The organism is Streptomyces sp. NPDC047853 (assembly GCF_043204535.1).
Lineage (GTDB): Bacteria > Actinomycetota > Actinomycetes > Streptomycetales > Streptomycetaceae > Streptomyces.
Genome location: NZ_JBIDCI010000001.1, coordinates 765341 through 781595, shown reverse-complemented (window position 1 = coordinate 781595; position 16255 = coordinate 765341). Strand labels below are relative to the sequence as shown.

Here is a 16255-nt window from a genome sequence, read left to right as displayed (position 1 = left end):
ATAGCACGACGCTATCGCACAGTGCTGTGGATCAGCGTCCCGCCGCCGCGCGCAGTCGGACGTCCGCGCGACGCTCGGCGTGGGCGTCGCCCTCCGCCTTCGCGCGCTCGAGCTCCCGCTCGGCGCGCTGAACGTCGATCTCGTCCGACAGCTCGGCGATCTCGGCCAGCAGCGACAGCTTGTCGTCCGCGAACGAGATGAAACCGCCGTGCACCGCGGCGACGACCGTCCCACCGTCACTCGTACGGATGGTCACCGGGCCCGACTCCAGCACACCGAGCAGCGGCTGGTGACCGGGCATGACGCCGATGTCGCCGGACGTGGTGCGCGCGACGACCAGGGTGGCCTCGCCGGACCAGACCTCTCGGTCGGCCGCGACCAGCGCGACGTGCAGCTCAGCAGCCAAGGTGGCTCCTCGGGTCACCACCCGGCGGGAGAGCCGGGTGTTGGTTACAAGTCTAAAGGGCGTGACGGAGGGGACGGGACGTGCCCGCCCCCTCCGGTGTGGGCCGTGAGGCCCACGTCGAGCACGAGGCTCAGGAGACGCCCAGCTCCTTCGCGTTCTTCTTCAGGTCCTCGATACCACCGCACATGAAGAACGCCTGCTCCGGGAAGTGGTCGTACTCACCGTCGCAGATCGAGTTGAACGCGGCGATCGACTCGTCCAGCGGCACGTCCGAACCGTCCACGCCGGTGAACTGCTTGGCGACGTGGGTGTTCTGGGACAGGAAGCGCTCCACGCGACGGGCACGGTGGACGACGAGCTTGTCCTCCTCGCCCAGCTCGTCGATACCGAGGATCGCGATGATGTCCTGCAGGTCCTTGTACTTCTGCAGGATGCTCTTCACGCGCATCGCGGCCTGGTAGTGGTCCGCCGCGATGTACCGCGGGTCGAGGATGCGGGACACGGAGTCCAGCGGGTCCACGGCCGGGTAGATGCCCTTCTCGGAGATCGGACGGGAAAGCACCGTCGTCGCGTCGAGGTGGGCGAACGTGGTGGCCGGGGCCGGGTCGGTCAGGTCGTCCGCGGGGACGTAGATCGCCTGCATCGAGGTGATCGAGTGACCGCGGGTCGAGGTGATGCGCTCCTGGAGGAGACCCATCTCGTCGGCCAGGTTCGGCTGGTAGCCCACCGCGGAGGGCATGCGGCCGAGCAGGGTCGAGACCTCGGAACCGGCCTGCGTGAAGCGGAAGATGTTGTCGATGAAGAACAGCACGTCCTGCTTCTGGACGTCACGGAAGTACTCGGCCATGGTCAGGCCGGCCAGCGCGACGCGCAGACGGGTGCCCGGCGGCTCGTCCATCTGACCGAAGACCAGCGCGGTCTTGTCGATGACGCCGGACTCGCTCATCTCGTCGATGAGGTCGTTGCCCTCACGGGTGCGCTCGCCGACACCGGCGAACACGGAGACACCGTCGTGGTTGTTGGCGACGCGGTAGATCATCTCCTGGATGAGCACCGTCTTGCCCACGCCGGCGCCGCCGAACAGACCGATCTTGCCGCCCTTGACGTACGGGGTCAGCAGGTCGATGACCTTGACGCCGGTCTCGAACATCTCGGTCTTCGACTCGAGCTCGTCGAAGCCCGGGGCCTTGCGGTGGATCGGCCAGCGCTCACCGGTGTAGGTCTCGTCGACGTTCAGCACCTCGCCGAGGGTGTTGAACACCTTGCCCTTGGTGAAGTCGCCGACGGGCACCGAGATGGCCGAGCCCGTGTCGGTCACCGGGGCCTGGCGGACCAGGCCGTCGGTGGGCTGCATGGAGATGGTGCGGACCAGGCCGTCACCCAGGTGCTGGGCGACCTCCAGGGTCAGCGTCTTCAGCTCGCCCGCCTTCGCCGGGTCGGCGACCTCGACGTGGAGGGCGTTGTAGATCTCCGGCATCGCGTCGACGGGGAACTCCACGTCGACGACCGGGCCGATGACCCGCGCGACGCGGCCGGTGGCCACGCCCGACGCAGCGGTCGGCTCAACAGTGGTGGTCATTAGTTGTCACTCCCCGCGGTCGCGTCGGCCAGTGCGCTCGCGCCACCGACGATCTCGCTGATTTCCTGGGTGATTTCGGCCTGGCGGGCCGCGTTGGCAAGACGGGAGAGCGTGTTGATCAGCTCGCCCGCGTTGTCGGTGGCCGACTTCATCGCGCGCCGCGTGGCGGCGTGCTTGGAAGCGGCCGACTGCAGCAGCGCGTTGTAGATACGGCTCTCGACGTAGCGCGGCAGCAGGGCGTCGAGGACGTCCTCCGCCGACGGCTCGAAGTCGAACAGCGGGAGGATCTCGTCCTTCGCCGTCGACTCCTGCGCCACCTCTTCGAGGCGCAGCGGAAGCAGCCGGGCGTCGATCGCCGTCTGCGTCATCATCGAGACGAACTCGGTGTAGACGATGTGGAGCTCGTCCACGCCGCCCTCCGCCGGGTCCTTCTCGATCGCCTCGATCAGCGGCGCCGCGATCTTCTTGGCGTCCGTGTACGAGGGCTCGTCGGTGAAGCCCGTGAACGACTCCGCGACCTTGCGCTCACGGAAGTTGTAGTGGGCCAGACCGCGACGGCCGACGATGAACGTCTCGACCTGCTTGCCCTCGCGCTCGAGGCGCTCGGTCAGCTGCTCCGCCGCCTTGATGGCGTTGGAGTTGAAGGCGCCGGCCAGGCCGCGGTCGCTCGTGAGGAGCAGAACCGCGGCACGGGTCGGGTTGTCCGCCTCCGTGGTCAGCGGGTGCTTCGTGTTCGACCCGGTACCGACCGCCGTGACCGCGCGGGTCAGTTCCTGCGCGTACGGCGTGGAGGCCGCCACCTTGCGCTGCGCCTTGACGACGCGCGAGGCGGCGATCATCTCCATCGCCTTGGTGATCTTCTTGGTCGCGGTGACGGATCGGATGCGACGCTTGTAGACCCGGAGCTGGGCTCCCATGAGTCAGGTCCCTTCCTTACGTCACTTGGCGGCGGACGGGGCGTCCTCGCCGAGCAGCTTGCCGTCCGATGTCTCGAACTGCTTCTTGAACGCCGCGATGGCCTCGGCGACGGCCTGCAGGGTGTCGTCGGACATCTTGCCGCCCTCGCGGATGGAGGTCATGAGGCCCTGCTCCTTGCGGTGCAGGTACTCCAGGAGCTCCTTCTCGAAGCGGCGGATGTCGGCGACCGGCACCTCGTCCATCTTGCCGGTGGTGCCGGCCCAGACGGAGACGACCTGGTCTTCGGTGGACATCGGCTGGTACTGGTCCTGCTTCAGCAGCTCGACCATGCGCTGACCGCGCTCCAGCTGCGCCTTCGACGCGGCGTCCAGGTCGGAACCGAAGGCGGCGAACGCCTCCAGCTCACGGAACTGGGCGAGGTCCACGCGCAGTCGGCCGGAGACCTGCTTCATGGCCTTGTGCTGGGCGGAGCCACCGACGCGGGAGACCGAGATACCGACGTTCAGGGCCGGACGCTGACCGGCGTTGAACAGGTCGGACTCCAGGAAGCACTGGCCGTCGGTGATGGAGATGACGTTGGTCGGGATGAACGCCGACACGTCGTTGGCCTTGGTCTCGACGATCGGCAGACCCGTCATCGAACCGGCGCCCTCGGCGTCGGAGAGCTTCGCGCAGCGCTCCAGCAGACGGGAGTGCAGGTAGAAGACGTCACCCGGGTAGGCCTCGCGGCCCGGCGGGCGGCGCAGCAGCAGCGACACGGCGCGGTAGGCGTCGGCCTGCTTCGACAGGTCGTCGAAGATGATCAGGACGTGCTTGCCCTCGTACATCCACTGCTGGCCGATGGCCGAGCCGGTGTACGGCGCCAGGTACTTGAAGCCGGCCGGGTCGGACGCGGGGGCGGCCACGATGGTCGTGTACTCCAGCGCGCCGTTCTCCTCCAGCGCGCGGCGGACCGACGCGATGGTGGAGCCCTTCTGGCCGATGGCGACGTAGATGCAGCGGACCTGCTTGTTCGGGTCGCCGGTGCGCCAGTTGTCGCGCTGGTTGATGATCGTGTCGACGGCCAGGGCGGTCTTGCCGGTCTGGCGGTCGCCGATGATCAGCTGGCGCTGACCACGGCCGATCGGGGTCATGGCGTCGACGGCCTTGTAGCCCGTCTCCATGGGCTCGTGCACCGACTTGCGCTGCATGACCGTGGGGGCCTGCAGTTCGAGGGCGCGGCGGCCCTGGGTCTCGATCTCACCGAGGCCGTCGATCGGGGTGCCGAGGGGGTCGACCACGCGGCCGAGGTAGCCCTCGCCCACGGCGACCGACAGAACCTCGCCGGTGCGGGTGACCGGCTGGCCCTCCTCGACACCGCTGAACTCACCGAGGATGACGCAACCGATCTCGCGCTCCTCGAGGTTGAGGGCGAGGCCGAGGGTGCCGTCCTCGAACTTCAGCAGTTCGTTGGCCATGGCCGAGGGAAGACCCTCGACCTTCGCGACGCCGTCGCCGGCGACGGTGACCGTACCGACCTCCTCGCGCGAGGCCGCGTCCGGCTTGTACGACTGGACGAAGTTCTCCAGTGCGTCCCGGATCTCCTCCGGCCGGATCGTGAGCTCCGCCATCTGAGTTCCCTGCTCTCCTTGTTGGGCCCGAAGTTTCACTTGGGGGTATTCCACGAGTCGGGACTCCCCCCAATGAGAGGTGAATCCTCTGCACGGCCCAACCAGGGCCGTCGTAAGTACGTACTGCTACTGCTTGTCGTGCTGTTGTCGCGCGGGGTCGTCAGCTCGCCATGCGGCGGCCGGCGTCCTCCAGACGGTCCGCGATGGAGCCGTTGATGACCTCGTCACCGACCTGCACCCGGATCCCGCCGAGGACCTCGGGGTCCACGTCCAGGTTGAGGTGCATCGGGCGGCCGTAGATCCTCGCGAGGGCCGCGCCGAGGCGCTGCTTCTGCGTGTCGCTCAGCGGCACCGCCGAGGTGACGACGGCGACCATCCGGTCCCGCCGGTCCGCGGCGAGCTTGGACAGGGACTCGAGTCCCGTCTCCAGGCTACGTCCCCGCGGCGCGGTGACAAGGCGCGTCACCAGACGCTCGGTCGTCGCCTCCGCCCGGCCGCCGAGCAGGCTGCGCAGCAGCTCGCCCTTGGCCGAGGTGGTGGCCGAGCGGTTGGTCAGCGCGGCGCGCAGCTCGGTGTTCGAGGAGACGATCCGGCCGAACCGGAACAGCTCGTCCTCGACGCTGTCGAGCCGGCCCCGCTTCTGGGCCGCGGTGAGGTCGGCGGTGCTCGCCAGCTCCTCCAGCGCGTCCACCAGGTCGCGGGACTGCGACCAGCGGGAACGCACCATTCCGGACACCAGGTCGACGGCGGGGCCGCTGACCTGGTTGCCGAGCAGTCGCTGGGCGAGCTCGGCCTTGGCCTCGCCGCCCTGCGCCGGGTCGGTGAGGACCCGACGCAGCGACACCTCGCGGTGGAGCAGCGCGGTGACGGCGGCCAGCTCGTCGGCGAGCGATCCGGCGTCCACGGACGTGGAGTCCGTCAGCGCGTCGAGACGCTCACGTGCGGCGGCAAGAGCCTCGCGGCTCGCTCCGTGCATCCCACTCATCGGGTTGCCTCGGCCGTCGTCGCCTTGTCGTCCAGCTCGTCCAGGAAGCGGTCGATGACACGGCTCTGCCGGGCGTGGTCCTCGAGGGACTCGCCGACGAGCTTGCCGGCCAGCTGAGTGGCCAGCTGTCCGACGTCCTGGCGCAGCGCGGACGCGGCGGCCTTGCGGTCGGCCTGGATCTGGGCGTGACCGGCGGCGATGATCTCCTCACGCTGCCGCTGGCCTTCCGCGCGCATCTCCGCGATGAGCGTGGCGCCCTGCTCCTGCGCCTCCTGGCGCAGGCGCGCGGCCTCGTGCCGGGCCTCGGCGAGCTGGGCCTTGTACTGCTCAAGGACGCTCTGGGCCTCGGTCTGCGCGGCCTCGGCCTTCTCGATACCGCCTTCGATGGCCTCGCGACGCTCTTCCAGAACCTTGTTGATGTTCGGGAGCAGCTTCTTGGCGAGGAAGCCGAAGACGATGACGAAAGCGATGAGGCCGATGACAACTTCCGGCCACGGCGGAATGAGGGGATTTTCCTTCTCCCCCTCAGCCGCCAGGAAAACCAGGGCGGATGTCACATCAGTGCCTTTCGTCGAAAGGGACGGTCGTCAGGTTCGTCTTAGTAGACGAACGGCATGACGAGACCGATCAGGGCGAGCGCCTCACAGAAGGCGAAGCCCAGGATCTGGTTGGCGCGGATGAGGCCGGCAGCCTCGGGCTGACGGGCGAGGGCCTGGGTGCCGTGACCGAAGATGATGCCAACGCCGACGCCCGGGCCGATGGCCGCGAGACCGTAACCGACGGAACCGAGGTCACCGGTGACAGCAGCAAGGTTGGACATGCTTGTTCTTCCTTCTCTTTACGGACCGGTGGGGGTTGGCCACCGGACGACTGGGGGTGTTCGAGGGGCGGGGATGCTCAGTGGTGCTCGGCGAGCGCGCCCTGGATGAAGGTGCAGGTCAGCAGGACGAACACGTAGGCCTGAACCGCCTGGATGAAGAGTTCGAAGGCCGTCATCACGATGACCATCACGAACGAGACACCGGCGTAGGCGATGCCGATGCCGTTGAGCATGTACCAGGTGGCGATCGTGAACAGCAGAAGCAGCGTGTGCCCCGCGAACATGTTCGCGAAGAGTCGGACGGCGTGCGTGAACGGGCGGACGATCAGGTTCGAGAAGAACTCGATCGTCATGGCCAGCGGGAGCACCGGGCCGAGCGACTTGTCGTAGCCCGTCACGTTCTTGAAGAAGCCGACGAAGCCGTGACGCTTGAAGGTGAGCGAGACCCACAGGATGTAGACGATCAGAGCCATACCGGCGGGGTAGGCGATGATCGACGTCACCGGGAACTGGGCGACCGGGATGATCGACCAGAGGTTCATCATCCAGATGAAGAAGAAGAGCGAGACGACCAGCGGGACGTACTTCTCGCCTTCCTTCTTGCCGATGGTCTCGTAGACGACGCCGCGGCGGATGAAGTCGTAGCCGGCTTCGGCGACCATCTGGAGCTTGCCCGGGACGACCTTCGGCTTGCTGAAGGCGGCCCAGAAGAAGCCCACGATGATGATGGAGCCGAGCAGGGCGAGCAGCATCGGCTTGTTGAAGTAAAGGCCGTTGCCGTCTGCGTTGCCCCAGAGCGGCTCGAAGAGGAACGAGTGCAGGCCGGGAGCCGGGAAGCCACACCCGTCGAACAGGTGGCAGTCGGTCTCGAAGGCGAGCACCTGCGTCGGGTCAGCACTCACCGCGGGCTCCTTCATCGTGGCGCATGGGTACGGCAACCTCGTTGTGTCGGCGCGGCGCGTGACCGCTGTTCGGCACGGGACTGGTGTTACGGGTGTGGGGGCGGCTGTGGGGCATCTCGCCTCGCGAATGAGCAGGCGTCAGCGTGGATGCCCGCGCCCGCGATGCCGCAGTTGGCACCGGACGATAGCAGGACTTCACATGCCTCTTTATCCCGGCCCTACCCCTCACGACGAGCGGCCCGTCTTTTCGGGCTTTTCGCTCGAAGACTCGGGCTCGACGTAGAGAATCTTGGCCTTCATGTGCGCCCGCGTCTGCGCGGCGATCCACGCGAGCGTGACGACGACCAGGGTGATCGCGAAGGACCGGGGGTGGAACAGCGTCGTGTTCTTGAACGCGGCCAGGAAGATGAACAGCAGCAGGATCTGTGCCGCGTAGAGCATCAGGCCCATCGCCTGGAAAAGGTGCGGAAGCGATTTGGCGGTGCGCTGCAGGACGTAGAGACCGATCCCCATGAACAGCATCGCCACCACGGTCGCGACGACGGCTCCGACCGCTCCCTTGCCGCCGGCGACCACGACGCTGACGACGGCGGCTACTGCGCCGACGGCAGCCGTGGGCACGGCAGCCTGAAGCAAGGTCCGGACGTCATTGGACGGCATGGCGGCAACTCCGCTTTTCACAGGGGGCAGGGTGTCGTCATGGACGAGCGTAGTCCCGGGCCGAACGAGGTCCTGACGGCCAAGAGACCGTCGCACTACGGTCCTTAGGCTCTACCCGGGGGTTCTCGTGAACCGTATCACAAACTATTTGATGAGGTCTTTACCTGTGGGTGTGCTTGCTGTCACACATGAGAGTGACAGTGCGCGTCTGTGCAGTCACTGCGCCCACTTGTCTGGTAATGGGGCACTTCGTTCCCCCACGCGTTGGCAATGCTCTCGTCAGATTCTTACCTTGCGCGCGAACGGGGGCCGACGGCGGTCGCCCCGTTGACGCCCGAGACCCCGGCGGCGACCGGCACGCGTTCGTCCTCGCCCCCGCCCTCGTCCGCGACCACGGCGGGCGCGGTCTCGGCGGCGACGGCCTTGCGGCGCCGGTAGCGCGGCGGCACGAAGTGCTCGGCCCAGCGCGGGGCGCGCGGCGTGAAGCGCGGCAGCAGGAGCAGGACCAGGCCGATCGCGCTCAGGAAGACGACGCCCAGCACGATCCACATGGAAGCCGCGTTCACCGAGAAGGCCAGGGCGCCGAAGGCGATGAGCGCCGAGAAGAAGTACATGATCAGCACCGCGCGGCTGTGCGAGTGCCCGATCTCCAGCAGCCGGTGGTGCAGGTGCCCCCGGTCCGCGGCGAACGGCGACTGCCCCCGCCAGGTGCGCCGCACGATCGCCAGGATCAGGTCGGCGGCCGGGATGGCGATGATGGTCAGCGGCATCAGCAGCGGGATGTAGACCGGCACCATCTGGTGCACGGTGTTGCGCTCGGAACCGGAGAACAGCCGCATGGCGTCCGGGTCGACCTGTCCCGTCACCGAGATCGCGCCCGCCGCCAGCACGAGGCCGATCAGCATCGAGCCGGAGTCGCCCATGAAGATCCGGGCGGGGTGCATGTTGTGCGGCAGGAAGCCCAGGCACATGCCCATGAGGATGGCCGCGAACAGCGTCGCCGGGGCGGCCGCCTCGATGCCGTACGAGTACCAGATCCGGTAGGCGTACATGAAGAACGCCGCCGCCGCGATGCACACCGTGCCCGCCGCCAGGCCGTCCAGGCCGTCCACGAAGTTGACCGCGTTGATGGTGATGACGACCAGCGCCACCGTCAGCAGGGTGCCCTGCCACTGGGTCAGTGCCACGTTGCCGACGCCGGGGACGGGGATCCACAGGATCGTCAGACCCTGCACCACCATCACGCCGGCGGCGATCATCTGCCCGCCCAGCTTGATCAGGGCGTCGATCTCGAACTTGTCGTCCAGGACGCCGATCAGCCAGATCAGCGCCGCGCCGGAGAGCAGGGCGCGCGGCTCGTTGGAGTTCTCGAAGACCTCGCTGAGGTTGGTGAGGTGGTCGGCGACCAGCAGGCCCGCGCACAACCCGAAGAACATCGCGATCCCGCCGAGGCGCGGAGTGGGCTCCCGGTGCACGTCACGTGCCCGGATCTCCGGCATCGCCCCCGCCACGATCGCGAACTTCCGTACCGGCCCTGTCAGCAGATACGTCACCGCGGCCGTGACGCAGAGCGTCAGCAGGTATTCACGCACGGGCTTCCCCACAGGTCTCGCTGGCCATTCCCAGCCCCACACCCTAGCGATGAGCGCATACGGTTGAGGACTTCCGGGTAGCGACGATGGTTGCACGTGTGGCGGTGCACACGCGTGCCCCTACCCTGCCTCACTCCGGGTACGGAGGGAATTCCGCGACCAGCTGCCGTACGTCGTCCCTGGCCGTGACCGCGTCCGTGCCGCCCCGCAGCACCTCGGCGAGCAGCGTGGCGACCGCCCGCATCTCCCGCTCCCCCATGCCCTGCGTGGTCAGGGCCGCCGTGCCCAGGCGCAGCCCGCGGGCGTCGCCGTGCGGCAGCGCGCAGCAGTCCAGGACGATGCCGGCGGCCGCGAGCCGTCCCCGCGCGGTCCTGCCGTCGACCCCGAGCGGCGCCGGGTCGACGGTCAGCAGGTGGGTGTCGGTGCCGCCGGTGGTGACGACCAGGCCCTCGACGGCCAGATGGGCCGCGAGGGAGCGGGCGTTGGCGATCACCTGATGGGCGTACGCGGCGAAGGCCGGGGTTGCCGCCTCGCCGAACGCGACGGCCTTGGCGGCGATGGTGTGCATCTGCGCGCCGCCCTGGGTGAACGGGAACACGGCCCGGTCGACCCGCTCGGCCAGGTCGCTCCCGCAGAGGATCATGCCGCCGCGCGGACCGCGCAGCACCTTGTGCGTGGTGGCGCACACGATGTCGGCGTACGGCACCGGACTGGGCGCCGCTCCCCCCGCGACCAGCCCGATGGGGTGGGCGGCGTCCGCGATGAGGTAGGCGCCCACCTCGTCGGCGACCTCGCGGAAGGCGGCGTAGTCGAGGTGGCGGGGGTAGGCGATGGAGCCGCACACGATCGCCTTGGGGCGGTGCGTGCGGGCCAGGGCGCGCACCTGGTCGTGGTCGATCAGCCCGGTCTCCGCGTCCACGCCGTAGCCGACGAAGTCGAACCAGCGGCCCGAGAAGTTGCCGGGCGAGCCGTGCGTGAGGTGCCCGCCGTACGGCAGGCCCAGGGCGAGGACCGTGTCGCCGGGGCGCAGCAGCGCGGCGTAGGCGGCCAGCACGGCGGAGGAGCCGGAGTGGGACTGCACGTTGGCGTGCTCGGCGCCGAAGAGGGACCGGGCGCGCTCCACGGCGAGCCGCTCGGCGGCGTCGGCGATCTCGCAGCCGCCGTGGTGCCGGGCGCCGGGGTAGCCCTCGGCGTACTTGTTGGCCAGCGGGGAGCCGAGGGCGGCCAGCACGGCGGGGGACGTGAAGTTCTCCGCGGCGATCAGCTGGAGGGTCGTCGACTGGCGGCGCCCTTCGGCGAGCAGGATCTCGGCCAGCTCGTGATCCTGGCGCAGCAGGACACCGAGCCCGCTGTCATCGGCCTCGAGGACGTCGTGGGTGACCGACATGGTGCGCTCCGGGCGTGCGTCGACGGTGACGTACGACCAATGTAGGCCCGGGGCGCCGAGGCCGCCCGAGGTGCCGCGCATCCAGGCGGTGCCCGCCGGGGCGGCCGTCCTCGGCGGCGCCCGTCACGTCCGCGCCGCGACCCCCGTCAGCGCCGTCACCACGGGATCGAGGGCCTGGTGTATCTCGTCGCCGATCGACCGGAAGAAGGGCAGCGGCGCCCCGTACGGGTCGTAGACCTCGTCGGCCTCCGCCGTCGGTGCCAGCAGCCAGCCGCGCAGCGCCGCCGCGGCCCGTACCAGGGCCCGCGCGCGCGTGACCACGCCCTCGTCCAGGGAGGGCAGGGTGGCCGGGTCGATGGCGTTCACCAGGCGGGTGAACTCCTTGAGGGTGAAGGTGCGCAGCCCCGCCGAGTGCCCCATGGAGATGACCTGGGCGCGGTGGTCCCGCGTCGCGGTCAGCACCAGGTCCGCGCGGATCACGTGCTCGTCGAGCAGCTCACGTCCGGTGAAGCCGGCCGCGTCCGCGCCGAAGTCCGCGAGGACGGTCTCCGCGTTCGCCTCCATGGGGGCGCCCTCGTGGCCCCAGGTGCCGGCGCTCTCCACGATCAGGCCGCCGCCGAGCACGCCGAGCCGCTCCGTCACGAAATGCCGGGTCAGCCGCTCGGTGATGGGTGAGCGGCAGACGTTTCCGGTGCTGACGTGGAGGATGCGGAAGCTGTCGCGCGGAAGCCCGACGAACGTCGTCGTGATCTCCGCGGCGCGTTCTGCGCTGCCTATGCCACGCCCCGTCCCAGGGGCCGTCAATTCGCCACCTCGAGGTCGGGTACCACCTTGCGCAGTTCCTCGGCCGACAAGGCGCCCGCGCGCAGCAGCACGGGCACCTCGCGGGTGACGTCGACGATGGACGACGGGACGTTGCCGGGGGTGGGGCCGCCGTCGAGGTAGACGGAGACGGAGTCGCCGAGCATCTGCTGGGCGGCGTCGCAGTCCTCGGGCGCCGGGTGGCCGGTGAGGTTGGCGGAGGAGACGGCCATCGGGCCGACCTCGGTGAGCAGCTCGATGGCGACGGGGTGCAGCGGCATGCGGACGGCGACCGTGCCGCGGGTGTCGCCGAGGTCCCACTGGAGGGACGGCTGGTGCTTGGCGACCAGGGTGAGCGCGCCCGGCCAGAAGGCGTCGACCAGCTCCCAGGCCAGCTCGGAGAAGTCGGTGACCAGGCCGTGCAGGGTGTTCGGCGAGCCGATGAGGACGGGCGTGGGCATGTTGCGGCCCCGGCCCTTGGCGTCCAGCAGGTCGGCGACGGCCTCCCCGGTGAAGGCGTCGGCGCCGATGCCGTACACGGTGTCCGTCGGCAGCACCACGAGCTCGCCCCGGCGCACGGCGGAGGCGGCCTCGCGCAGACCGGTCACACGGTCGGTCGCGTCGTTGGTGTCGTATCGCCGTGCCATTTAGCGGGCCTCCTCGTACACGTACTGCGGGGTCGAAGTCGGGGTGGTGCTCACGGGAGCGCCTTGCGGGCGGTCGCGAAGCGGGGGCGTTTGTTGAGGTCGGGGTGGTCGGCCGCGTCGGCCCAGCCCCGCTCCTCGGTGAAGATCCACGGCACCTGGCCGCCCTGGGTGTCGGCGTGCTCGACGACGACGACCCCGCCGGGGCGCAGCAGGCGGTGGGCGGTGCGCTCCAGGCCGCGGATCAGGTCGAGGCCGTCCTCGCCGGAGAACAGCGCCATCTGCGGATCGTGGTCGCGGGCCTCGGGGGCGACGTACTCCCATTCGGTGAGCGGGATGTACGGCGGGTTGGAGACGACCAGGTCGACCTGACCGTCGAGGTCCGGGAAGGCCGTCAGGGCGTCGCCCTGGCGCAGCTCGACCCTGGACCCCTCCATGTTCTTGCGCGTCCACTTGAGGGCGTCCTCGGACAGCTCCACGGCATGCACGCGCGAGCGCGGCACCTCCTGGGCGAGGGCGAGCGCGATGGCGCCCGAGCCGGTGCACAGGTCGACGATGCAGGGCTCGACGACGTCCATGGCGCGCACGGCGTCTATGGCCCACCCGACGACCGACTCGGTCTCGGGGCGGGGCACGAAGACACCGGGGCCGACCTGGAGCTCCAGGTAGCGGAAGTAGGCGCGGCCGGTGATGTGCTGGAGCGGCTCGCGCGCCTCGCGGCGGGCGACGACCTCCCAGTACCGGGCGTCGAAGTCCGCGTCCGGCACGGTGTGCAGCTCGCCCCGCTTGACGCCGTGCAGGTACGCGGCGAGCTCCTCCGCGTCGGTGCGCGGCGAGGGCACGCCGGCGTCGGCCAGCCGCTGGGTGGCCTGGGCCACCTCCATGAGCAGCAGGTTCACGCTGGTCCTCCGGGGCTGAGCTGGGGTCCGGTGCGGGTGGTGCGAGGGTGCCTAGGCGGCGGCGAGCTTGGCCGCCGAGTCCGCGTCGACGCAGGCCTGGATCACCGAGTCGAGGTCGCCGTCCAGGACCTGGTCCAGGTTGTACGCCTTGAAGCCGACGCGGTGGTCGGAGATGCGGTTCTCCGGGTAGTTGTAGGTGCGGATCTTCTCGGAGCGGTCGACGGTGCGGACCTGGCTGCGCCGGGCGTCCGCGGCCTCCTTCTCCGCCTCCTCCTGCGCCGCCGCGAGCAGCCTGGAGCGCAGGATACGCATCGCCTGCTCCTTGTTCTGCAGCTGGCTCTTCTCGTTCTGGCAGGAGGCGACGACTCCGGTCGGGATGTGCGTGATGCGCACGGCGGAGTCGGTGGTGTTGACGGACTGGCCGCCGGGGCCGGAGGACCGGTAGACGTCGATGCGCAGGTCGTTGGGGTTGATCTCGACGTCGATCTCCTCGGCCTCGGGCGTGACCAGCACGCCGGCCGCGGAGGTGTGGATACGGCCCTGGGACTCGGTGGCCGGCACGCGCTGCACGCGGTGCACGCCGCCCTCGTACTTCAGGCGGGCCCAGACGCCCTGGCCGGGCTCGGTGGCGCCCTGGCCGCCCTTGGTCTTCACGGCGACCTGGACGTCCTTGTAGCCGCCCAGCTCGGACTCGGTGGCGTCGATGATCTCGGTCTTCCAGCCGACCCGCTCGGCGTACCGCAGGTACATGCGCAGCAGGTCGCCGGCGAAGAGGGCCGACTCGTCGCCGCCCGCGCCCGCCTTGATCTCCAGGATGACGTCCTTGTCGTCGCTGGGGTCGCGCGGGACGAGCAGCAGGCGGAGCTTCTCGGTGAGCTGCTCGCGCTGCTTGTCCAGCTCCTTGACCTCGGCGGCGAAGTCGGGGTCGTCGGCGGCGAACTCGCGCGCGGTCTCCATGTCGTCGCCGGTCTGCTTCCAGGAGCGGAACGTGGCGACGATCGGGGTCAGCTCGGCGTACCGCTTGTTCAGCTTGCGCGCGTTGGCCTGGTCGGCGTGGACCGACGGGTCGGCGAGCTTCTTCTCCAGGTCGGCGTGCTCAACGACGAGTTCCTCGACGGCCTCGAACATCTGGGGCTCCTGCTACTGCTTGGGAAGGGGAAGGCGGGCGACCAAAAACGCCGGTCCCGGCGCTCCCCCGGCTGGGGGCGCGGCCGTGGACCGGCGATTGGGGGCTCGCTACTTCTTGGAGCCGGCGGCAGCCTTGCCGAAGCGGGCCTCGAAGCGGGCCACACGGCCACCGGTGTCGAGGATCTTCTGCTTGCCCGTGTAGAACGGGTGGCACTCGGAGCAGACCTCGGCGCGGATGGTGCCGGAGTCGATGGTGCTGCGGGTGGTGAACGACGCGCCACAGGTGCAGCTGACCTGCGTCTCGACGTACTCGGGGTGGATGTCGCGCTTCAAGGTGTCTCCTAGGTTCGGGAGGGCGCCGGGTCGCCGCCGCGGGATGCGGGAGCGTGAACCGGAGCCGACGTACCAGTCTGCCAGGACTGGGGCCATCCCCCAAAACCGGGGGCGGGGGCCGTCTATTCCCCCCGCTGTCAGGAGGTGGCCGGGAGGCGGTCAGGAGGCGGTCACGACATCCTTGGCCCCACCGGTCGCCGTCCCCTCGGTGGCGCTCCGCGGGATCGGCCGGTCGTTCTTCAGGGCGTCCCACACCTGGCGGGCCTGGTCCTCGGCGACCAGGACGCGGTTGGCGTCCGCGGGGTCGTACCGGACCGGCATCGTGACCATGTTCATGTTCGAGGCGTCGATGCCCTTCAGGCCGCTCGCGAAGGACATCAGGGAGTTCACCGAGCCCAGGTCGGAGTCGGTGGTGACGGTCTTGGTGGCGGTGTCGGCGACGTCGTACAGCTTCTTGGGGTTGCCGAGCAGGCCGACGTCCTTGACCTGGGCGACCAGGGCCTTGACGAAGGCCTGCTGGAGCTGGATGCGGCCGAGGTCGGAGCCGTCGCCGACGCCGTGCCGGGTGCGGACCAGGCCGAGGGCCTGCTCGCCGTCGAGGGTGTGGGTGCCGGCGGCCAGGTCGAGGTGGCTGTCGGGGTCCCGGATGGCCTCGGTGGTGGTGACGTCGACGCCGCCGAGGTCGTCGATGAGCTTCTGGAAGCCGCTGAAGTCGACCTCCAGGTAGTGGTCCATGCGCAGGCCGCTGACCGACTCGACGGTCTTCACGGCGCAGGGGGCGCCGCCGGTGGCGTAGGCGGAGTTGAACATCACCTCGTGGGCGGCGGGGTGCTCGGTGCCGTCGGCGCCGGTGCAGGCGGGGCGGTCGATGAGGGTGTCGCGCGGTACGGAGACCACGCTGGCCTTCTTGTGGCCCTTGTGGACGTGCACGATCATCGCCGTGTCGGAGCGGGCGGTGCCGTCGTCGGTGCCGCCGCCGAGTTCGCCGTTGCCGCCGGAGCGGGTGTCCGAGCCGAGGACCAGGATGTTCTCGGAGCCGTCGTCGGCCTTCTCGGGGCGGTCGGCGCCGAGGACCTGGTCGATGTCGACGCTCGTCAGGTTGCCGTTGAGCTTGAAGTACAGGACGCCCGCGCCGGTGCCGCCCAGGACCACGATGCCCGCGGCGCTCCAGGCCGCGACGAGCAGTGCCTTGCGCCGTCCGGCGCGCGGCCTGCGGCGGCGGCCCTTGCCCCGGCGGCGGGGTCCGGGACCGTCGGGGTCCCCGGGACCGGGTATCGGATGCTCGGGCGTGCTCTCGGCGGACATGGGCTCCTCGGGTGTTCGTCCGGTCGGTTACCCCCTGCGCTCAGGGTCGGGGCGGTCGGTTCCGGCGGGTTTGTGCCGGTACCTCACCATCGTCCCTCCGTTGTGGAGACGGCGGAACTCGGGACAGGGTTGCACAACGGTCTGTGGCGGTCGGGTGGGGAAGCGGTCACGCAGCGTACTCGGCGGACGGTGGTCCGCTCCGCTGACCTGGGAAGCCGCCGGAGCGCATCCGGGTACCCGGGGCCGGGCGCGGGAACCGGCCGTGTGGCGAAGATCGCAACGCGAA

Annotated in this window: 17 protein-coding genes; all 17 read right to left on the bottom strand. The window is 69.7% G+C overall.

Annotation, left to right across the window (positions count from 1 at the left end):
* Window positions 1-31: 31 nt before the first annotated feature.
* Window positions 32-406 carry a F0F1 ATP synthase subunit epsilon gene (locus tag ACGF5T_RS03640; RefSeq protein WP_271320396.1) on the bottom strand — a complete coding sequence of 125 codons (375 nt, stop codon included), beginning with the start codon at window positions 404-406 and terminating at the stop codon, window positions 32-34.
* A 130-nt stretch (window positions 407-536) separates the two neighbouring features.
* Complete coding sequence (gene atpD / locus ACGF5T_RS03635; RefSeq protein ID WP_366766153.1) at window positions 537-1985, bottom strand: F0F1 ATP synthase subunit beta; 1449 nt, start codon at window positions 1983-1985, stop codon at window positions 537-539.
* On the bottom strand, window positions 1985-2902 hold the full coding sequence (locus ACGF5T_RS03630; RefSeq protein WP_356604596.1) for a F0F1 ATP synthase subunit gamma: 918 nt from the start codon (window positions 2900-2902) through the stop codon (window positions 1985-1987). Before ACGF5T_RS03630 ends, atpD begins: the two co-directional genes overlap by 1 nt.
* A 21-nt stretch (window positions 2903-2923) precedes the next feature.
* Window positions 2924-4513: a F0F1 ATP synthase subunit alpha gene (atpA, locus tag ACGF5T_RS03625; RefSeq protein ID WP_356604594.1), complete on the bottom strand. Its 1590-nt coding sequence runs from the start codon at window positions 4511-4513 to the stop codon at window positions 2924-2926.
* A 160-nt stretch (window positions 4514-4673) separates the two neighbouring features.
* The gene (locus ACGF5T_RS03620; protein WP_356604746.1) at window positions 4674-5489 is read right to left on the bottom strand and encodes a F0F1 ATP synthase subunit delta; all 816 of its coding nucleotides are present in this window, start codon (window positions 5487-5489) and stop codon (window positions 4674-4676) included.
* Window positions 5490-5494: 5 nt separating this feature from the next.
* Window positions 5495-6055 carry a F0F1 ATP synthase subunit B gene (locus ACGF5T_RS03615; RefSeq protein WP_356604592.1) on the bottom strand — a complete coding sequence of 187 codons (561 nt, stop codon included), beginning with the start codon at window positions 6053-6055 and terminating at the stop codon, window positions 5495-5497.
* 41 nt (window positions 6056-6096) lie between these two features.
* Complete coding sequence (gene atpE, locus ACGF5T_RS03610; RefSeq protein WP_366766152.1) at window positions 6097-6318, bottom strand: ATP synthase F0 subunit C; 222 nt, start codon at window positions 6316-6318, stop codon at window positions 6097-6099.
* A gap of 77 nt (window positions 6319-6395) precedes the next feature.
* Window positions 6396-7235, bottom strand: coding sequence for a F0F1 ATP synthase subunit A (gene atpB / locus ACGF5T_RS03605; protein WP_356604590.1), 840 nt, complete (start codon window positions 7233-7235; stop codon window positions 6396-6398).
* Between the two features lie 210 nt (window positions 7236-7445).
* Complete coding sequence (locus ACGF5T_RS03600) at window positions 7446-7880, bottom strand: hypothetical protein (RefSeq protein ID WP_366766151.1); 435 nt, start codon at window positions 7878-7880, stop codon at window positions 7446-7448.
* Between the two features lie 287 nt (window positions 7881-8167).
* A complete protein-coding gene (locus tag ACGF5T_RS03595; RefSeq protein WP_356604587.1) occupies window positions 8168-9472 on the bottom strand; it encodes an MraY family glycosyltransferase in 1305 nt (434 codons plus the stop codon).
* A gap of 130 nt (window positions 9473-9602) precedes the next feature.
* Window positions 9603-10859: a serine hydroxymethyltransferase gene (gene glyA / locus ACGF5T_RS03590; protein ID WP_366766172.1), complete on the bottom strand. Its 1257-nt coding sequence runs from the start codon at window positions 10857-10859 to the stop codon at window positions 9603-9605.
* A gap of 123 nt (window positions 10860-10982) precedes the next feature.
* A complete protein-coding gene (locus tag ACGF5T_RS03585; protein ID WP_053137114.1) occupies window positions 10983-11663 on the bottom strand; it encodes a low molecular weight phosphatase family protein in 681 nt (226 codons plus the stop codon).
* Window positions 11660-12307 (bottom strand): L-threonylcarbamoyladenylate synthase, encoded by a 648-nt coding sequence (locus ACGF5T_RS03580; RefSeq protein WP_053137111.1) that lies wholly within the window; start codon window positions 12305-12307, stop codon window positions 11660-11662. The genes ACGF5T_RS03585 and ACGF5T_RS03580 overlap by 4 nt, the downstream gene beginning before the upstream one ends.
* Before the next feature lie 50 nt (window positions 12308-12357).
* Window positions 12358-13203 (bottom strand): peptide chain release factor N(5)-glutamine methyltransferase, encoded by an 846-nt coding sequence (gene prmC, locus ACGF5T_RS03575; RefSeq protein WP_356604584.1) that lies wholly within the window; start codon window positions 13201-13203, stop codon window positions 12358-12360.
* Between the two features lie 51 nt (window positions 13204-13254).
* Complete coding sequence (gene prfA / locus ACGF5T_RS03570) at window positions 13255-14331, bottom strand: peptide chain release factor 1 (protein WP_356604582.1); 1077 nt, start codon at window positions 14329-14331, stop codon at window positions 13255-13257.
* A gap of 108 nt (window positions 14332-14439) precedes the next feature.
* Complete coding sequence (gene rpmE, locus ACGF5T_RS03565) at window positions 14440-14664, bottom strand: 50S ribosomal protein L31 (protein ID WP_018571447.1); 225 nt, start codon at window positions 14662-14664, stop codon at window positions 14440-14442.
* A gap of 159 nt (window positions 14665-14823) precedes the next feature.
* A complete protein-coding gene (locus ACGF5T_RS03560; RefSeq protein WP_361016709.1) occupies window positions 14824-15969 on the bottom strand; it encodes an LCP family protein in 1146 nt (381 codons plus the stop codon).
* Between the last annotated feature and the right edge of the window lie 286 nt (window positions 15970-16255).

Coding starts and splice junctions, on each gene's coding strand:
- atpD (WP_366766153.1), bottom strand. CDS start 1,985: ATGACCACCACTGTTGAGCCGACCGCTGCGTCGGGCGTGGCCACCGGC.
- glyA (WP_366766172.1), bottom strand. CDS start 10,859: ATGTCGGTCACCCACGACGTCCTCGAGGCCGATGACAGCGGGCTCGGT.
- ACGF5T_RS03560 (WP_361016709.1), bottom strand. CDS start 15,969: ATGTCCGCCGAGAGCACGCCCGAGCATCCGATACCCGGTCCCGGGGAC.
- atpE (WP_366766152.1), bottom strand. CDS start 6,318: ATGTCCAACCTTGCTGCTGTCACCGGTGACCTCGGTTCCGTCGGTTAC.
- ACGF5T_RS03620 (WP_356604746.1), bottom strand. CDS start 5,489: ATGCACGGAGCGAGCCGCGAGGCTCTTGCCGCCGCACGTGAGCGTCTC.
- prfA (WP_356604582.1), bottom strand. CDS start 14,331: ATGTTCGAGGCCGTCGAGGAACTCGTCGTTGAGCACGCCGACCTGGAG.
- atpB (WP_356604590.1), bottom strand. CDS start 7,235: ATGAAGGAGCCCGCGGTGAGTGCTGACCCGACGCAGGTGCTCGCCTTC.
- atpA (WP_356604594.1), bottom strand. CDS start 4,513: ATGGCGGAGCTCACGATCCGGCCGGAGGAGATCCGGGACGCACTGGAG.
- ACGF5T_RS03630 (WP_356604596.1), bottom strand. CDS start 2,902: ATGGGAGCCCAGCTCCGGGTCTACAAGCGTCGCATCCGATCCGTCACC.
- ACGF5T_RS03600 (WP_366766151.1), bottom strand. CDS start 7,880: ATGCCGTCCAATGACGTCCGGACCTTGCTTCAGGCTGCCGTGCCCACG.
- ACGF5T_RS03580 (WP_053137111.1), bottom strand. CDS start 12,307: ATGGCACGGCGATACGACACCAACGACGCGACCGACCGTGTGACCGGT.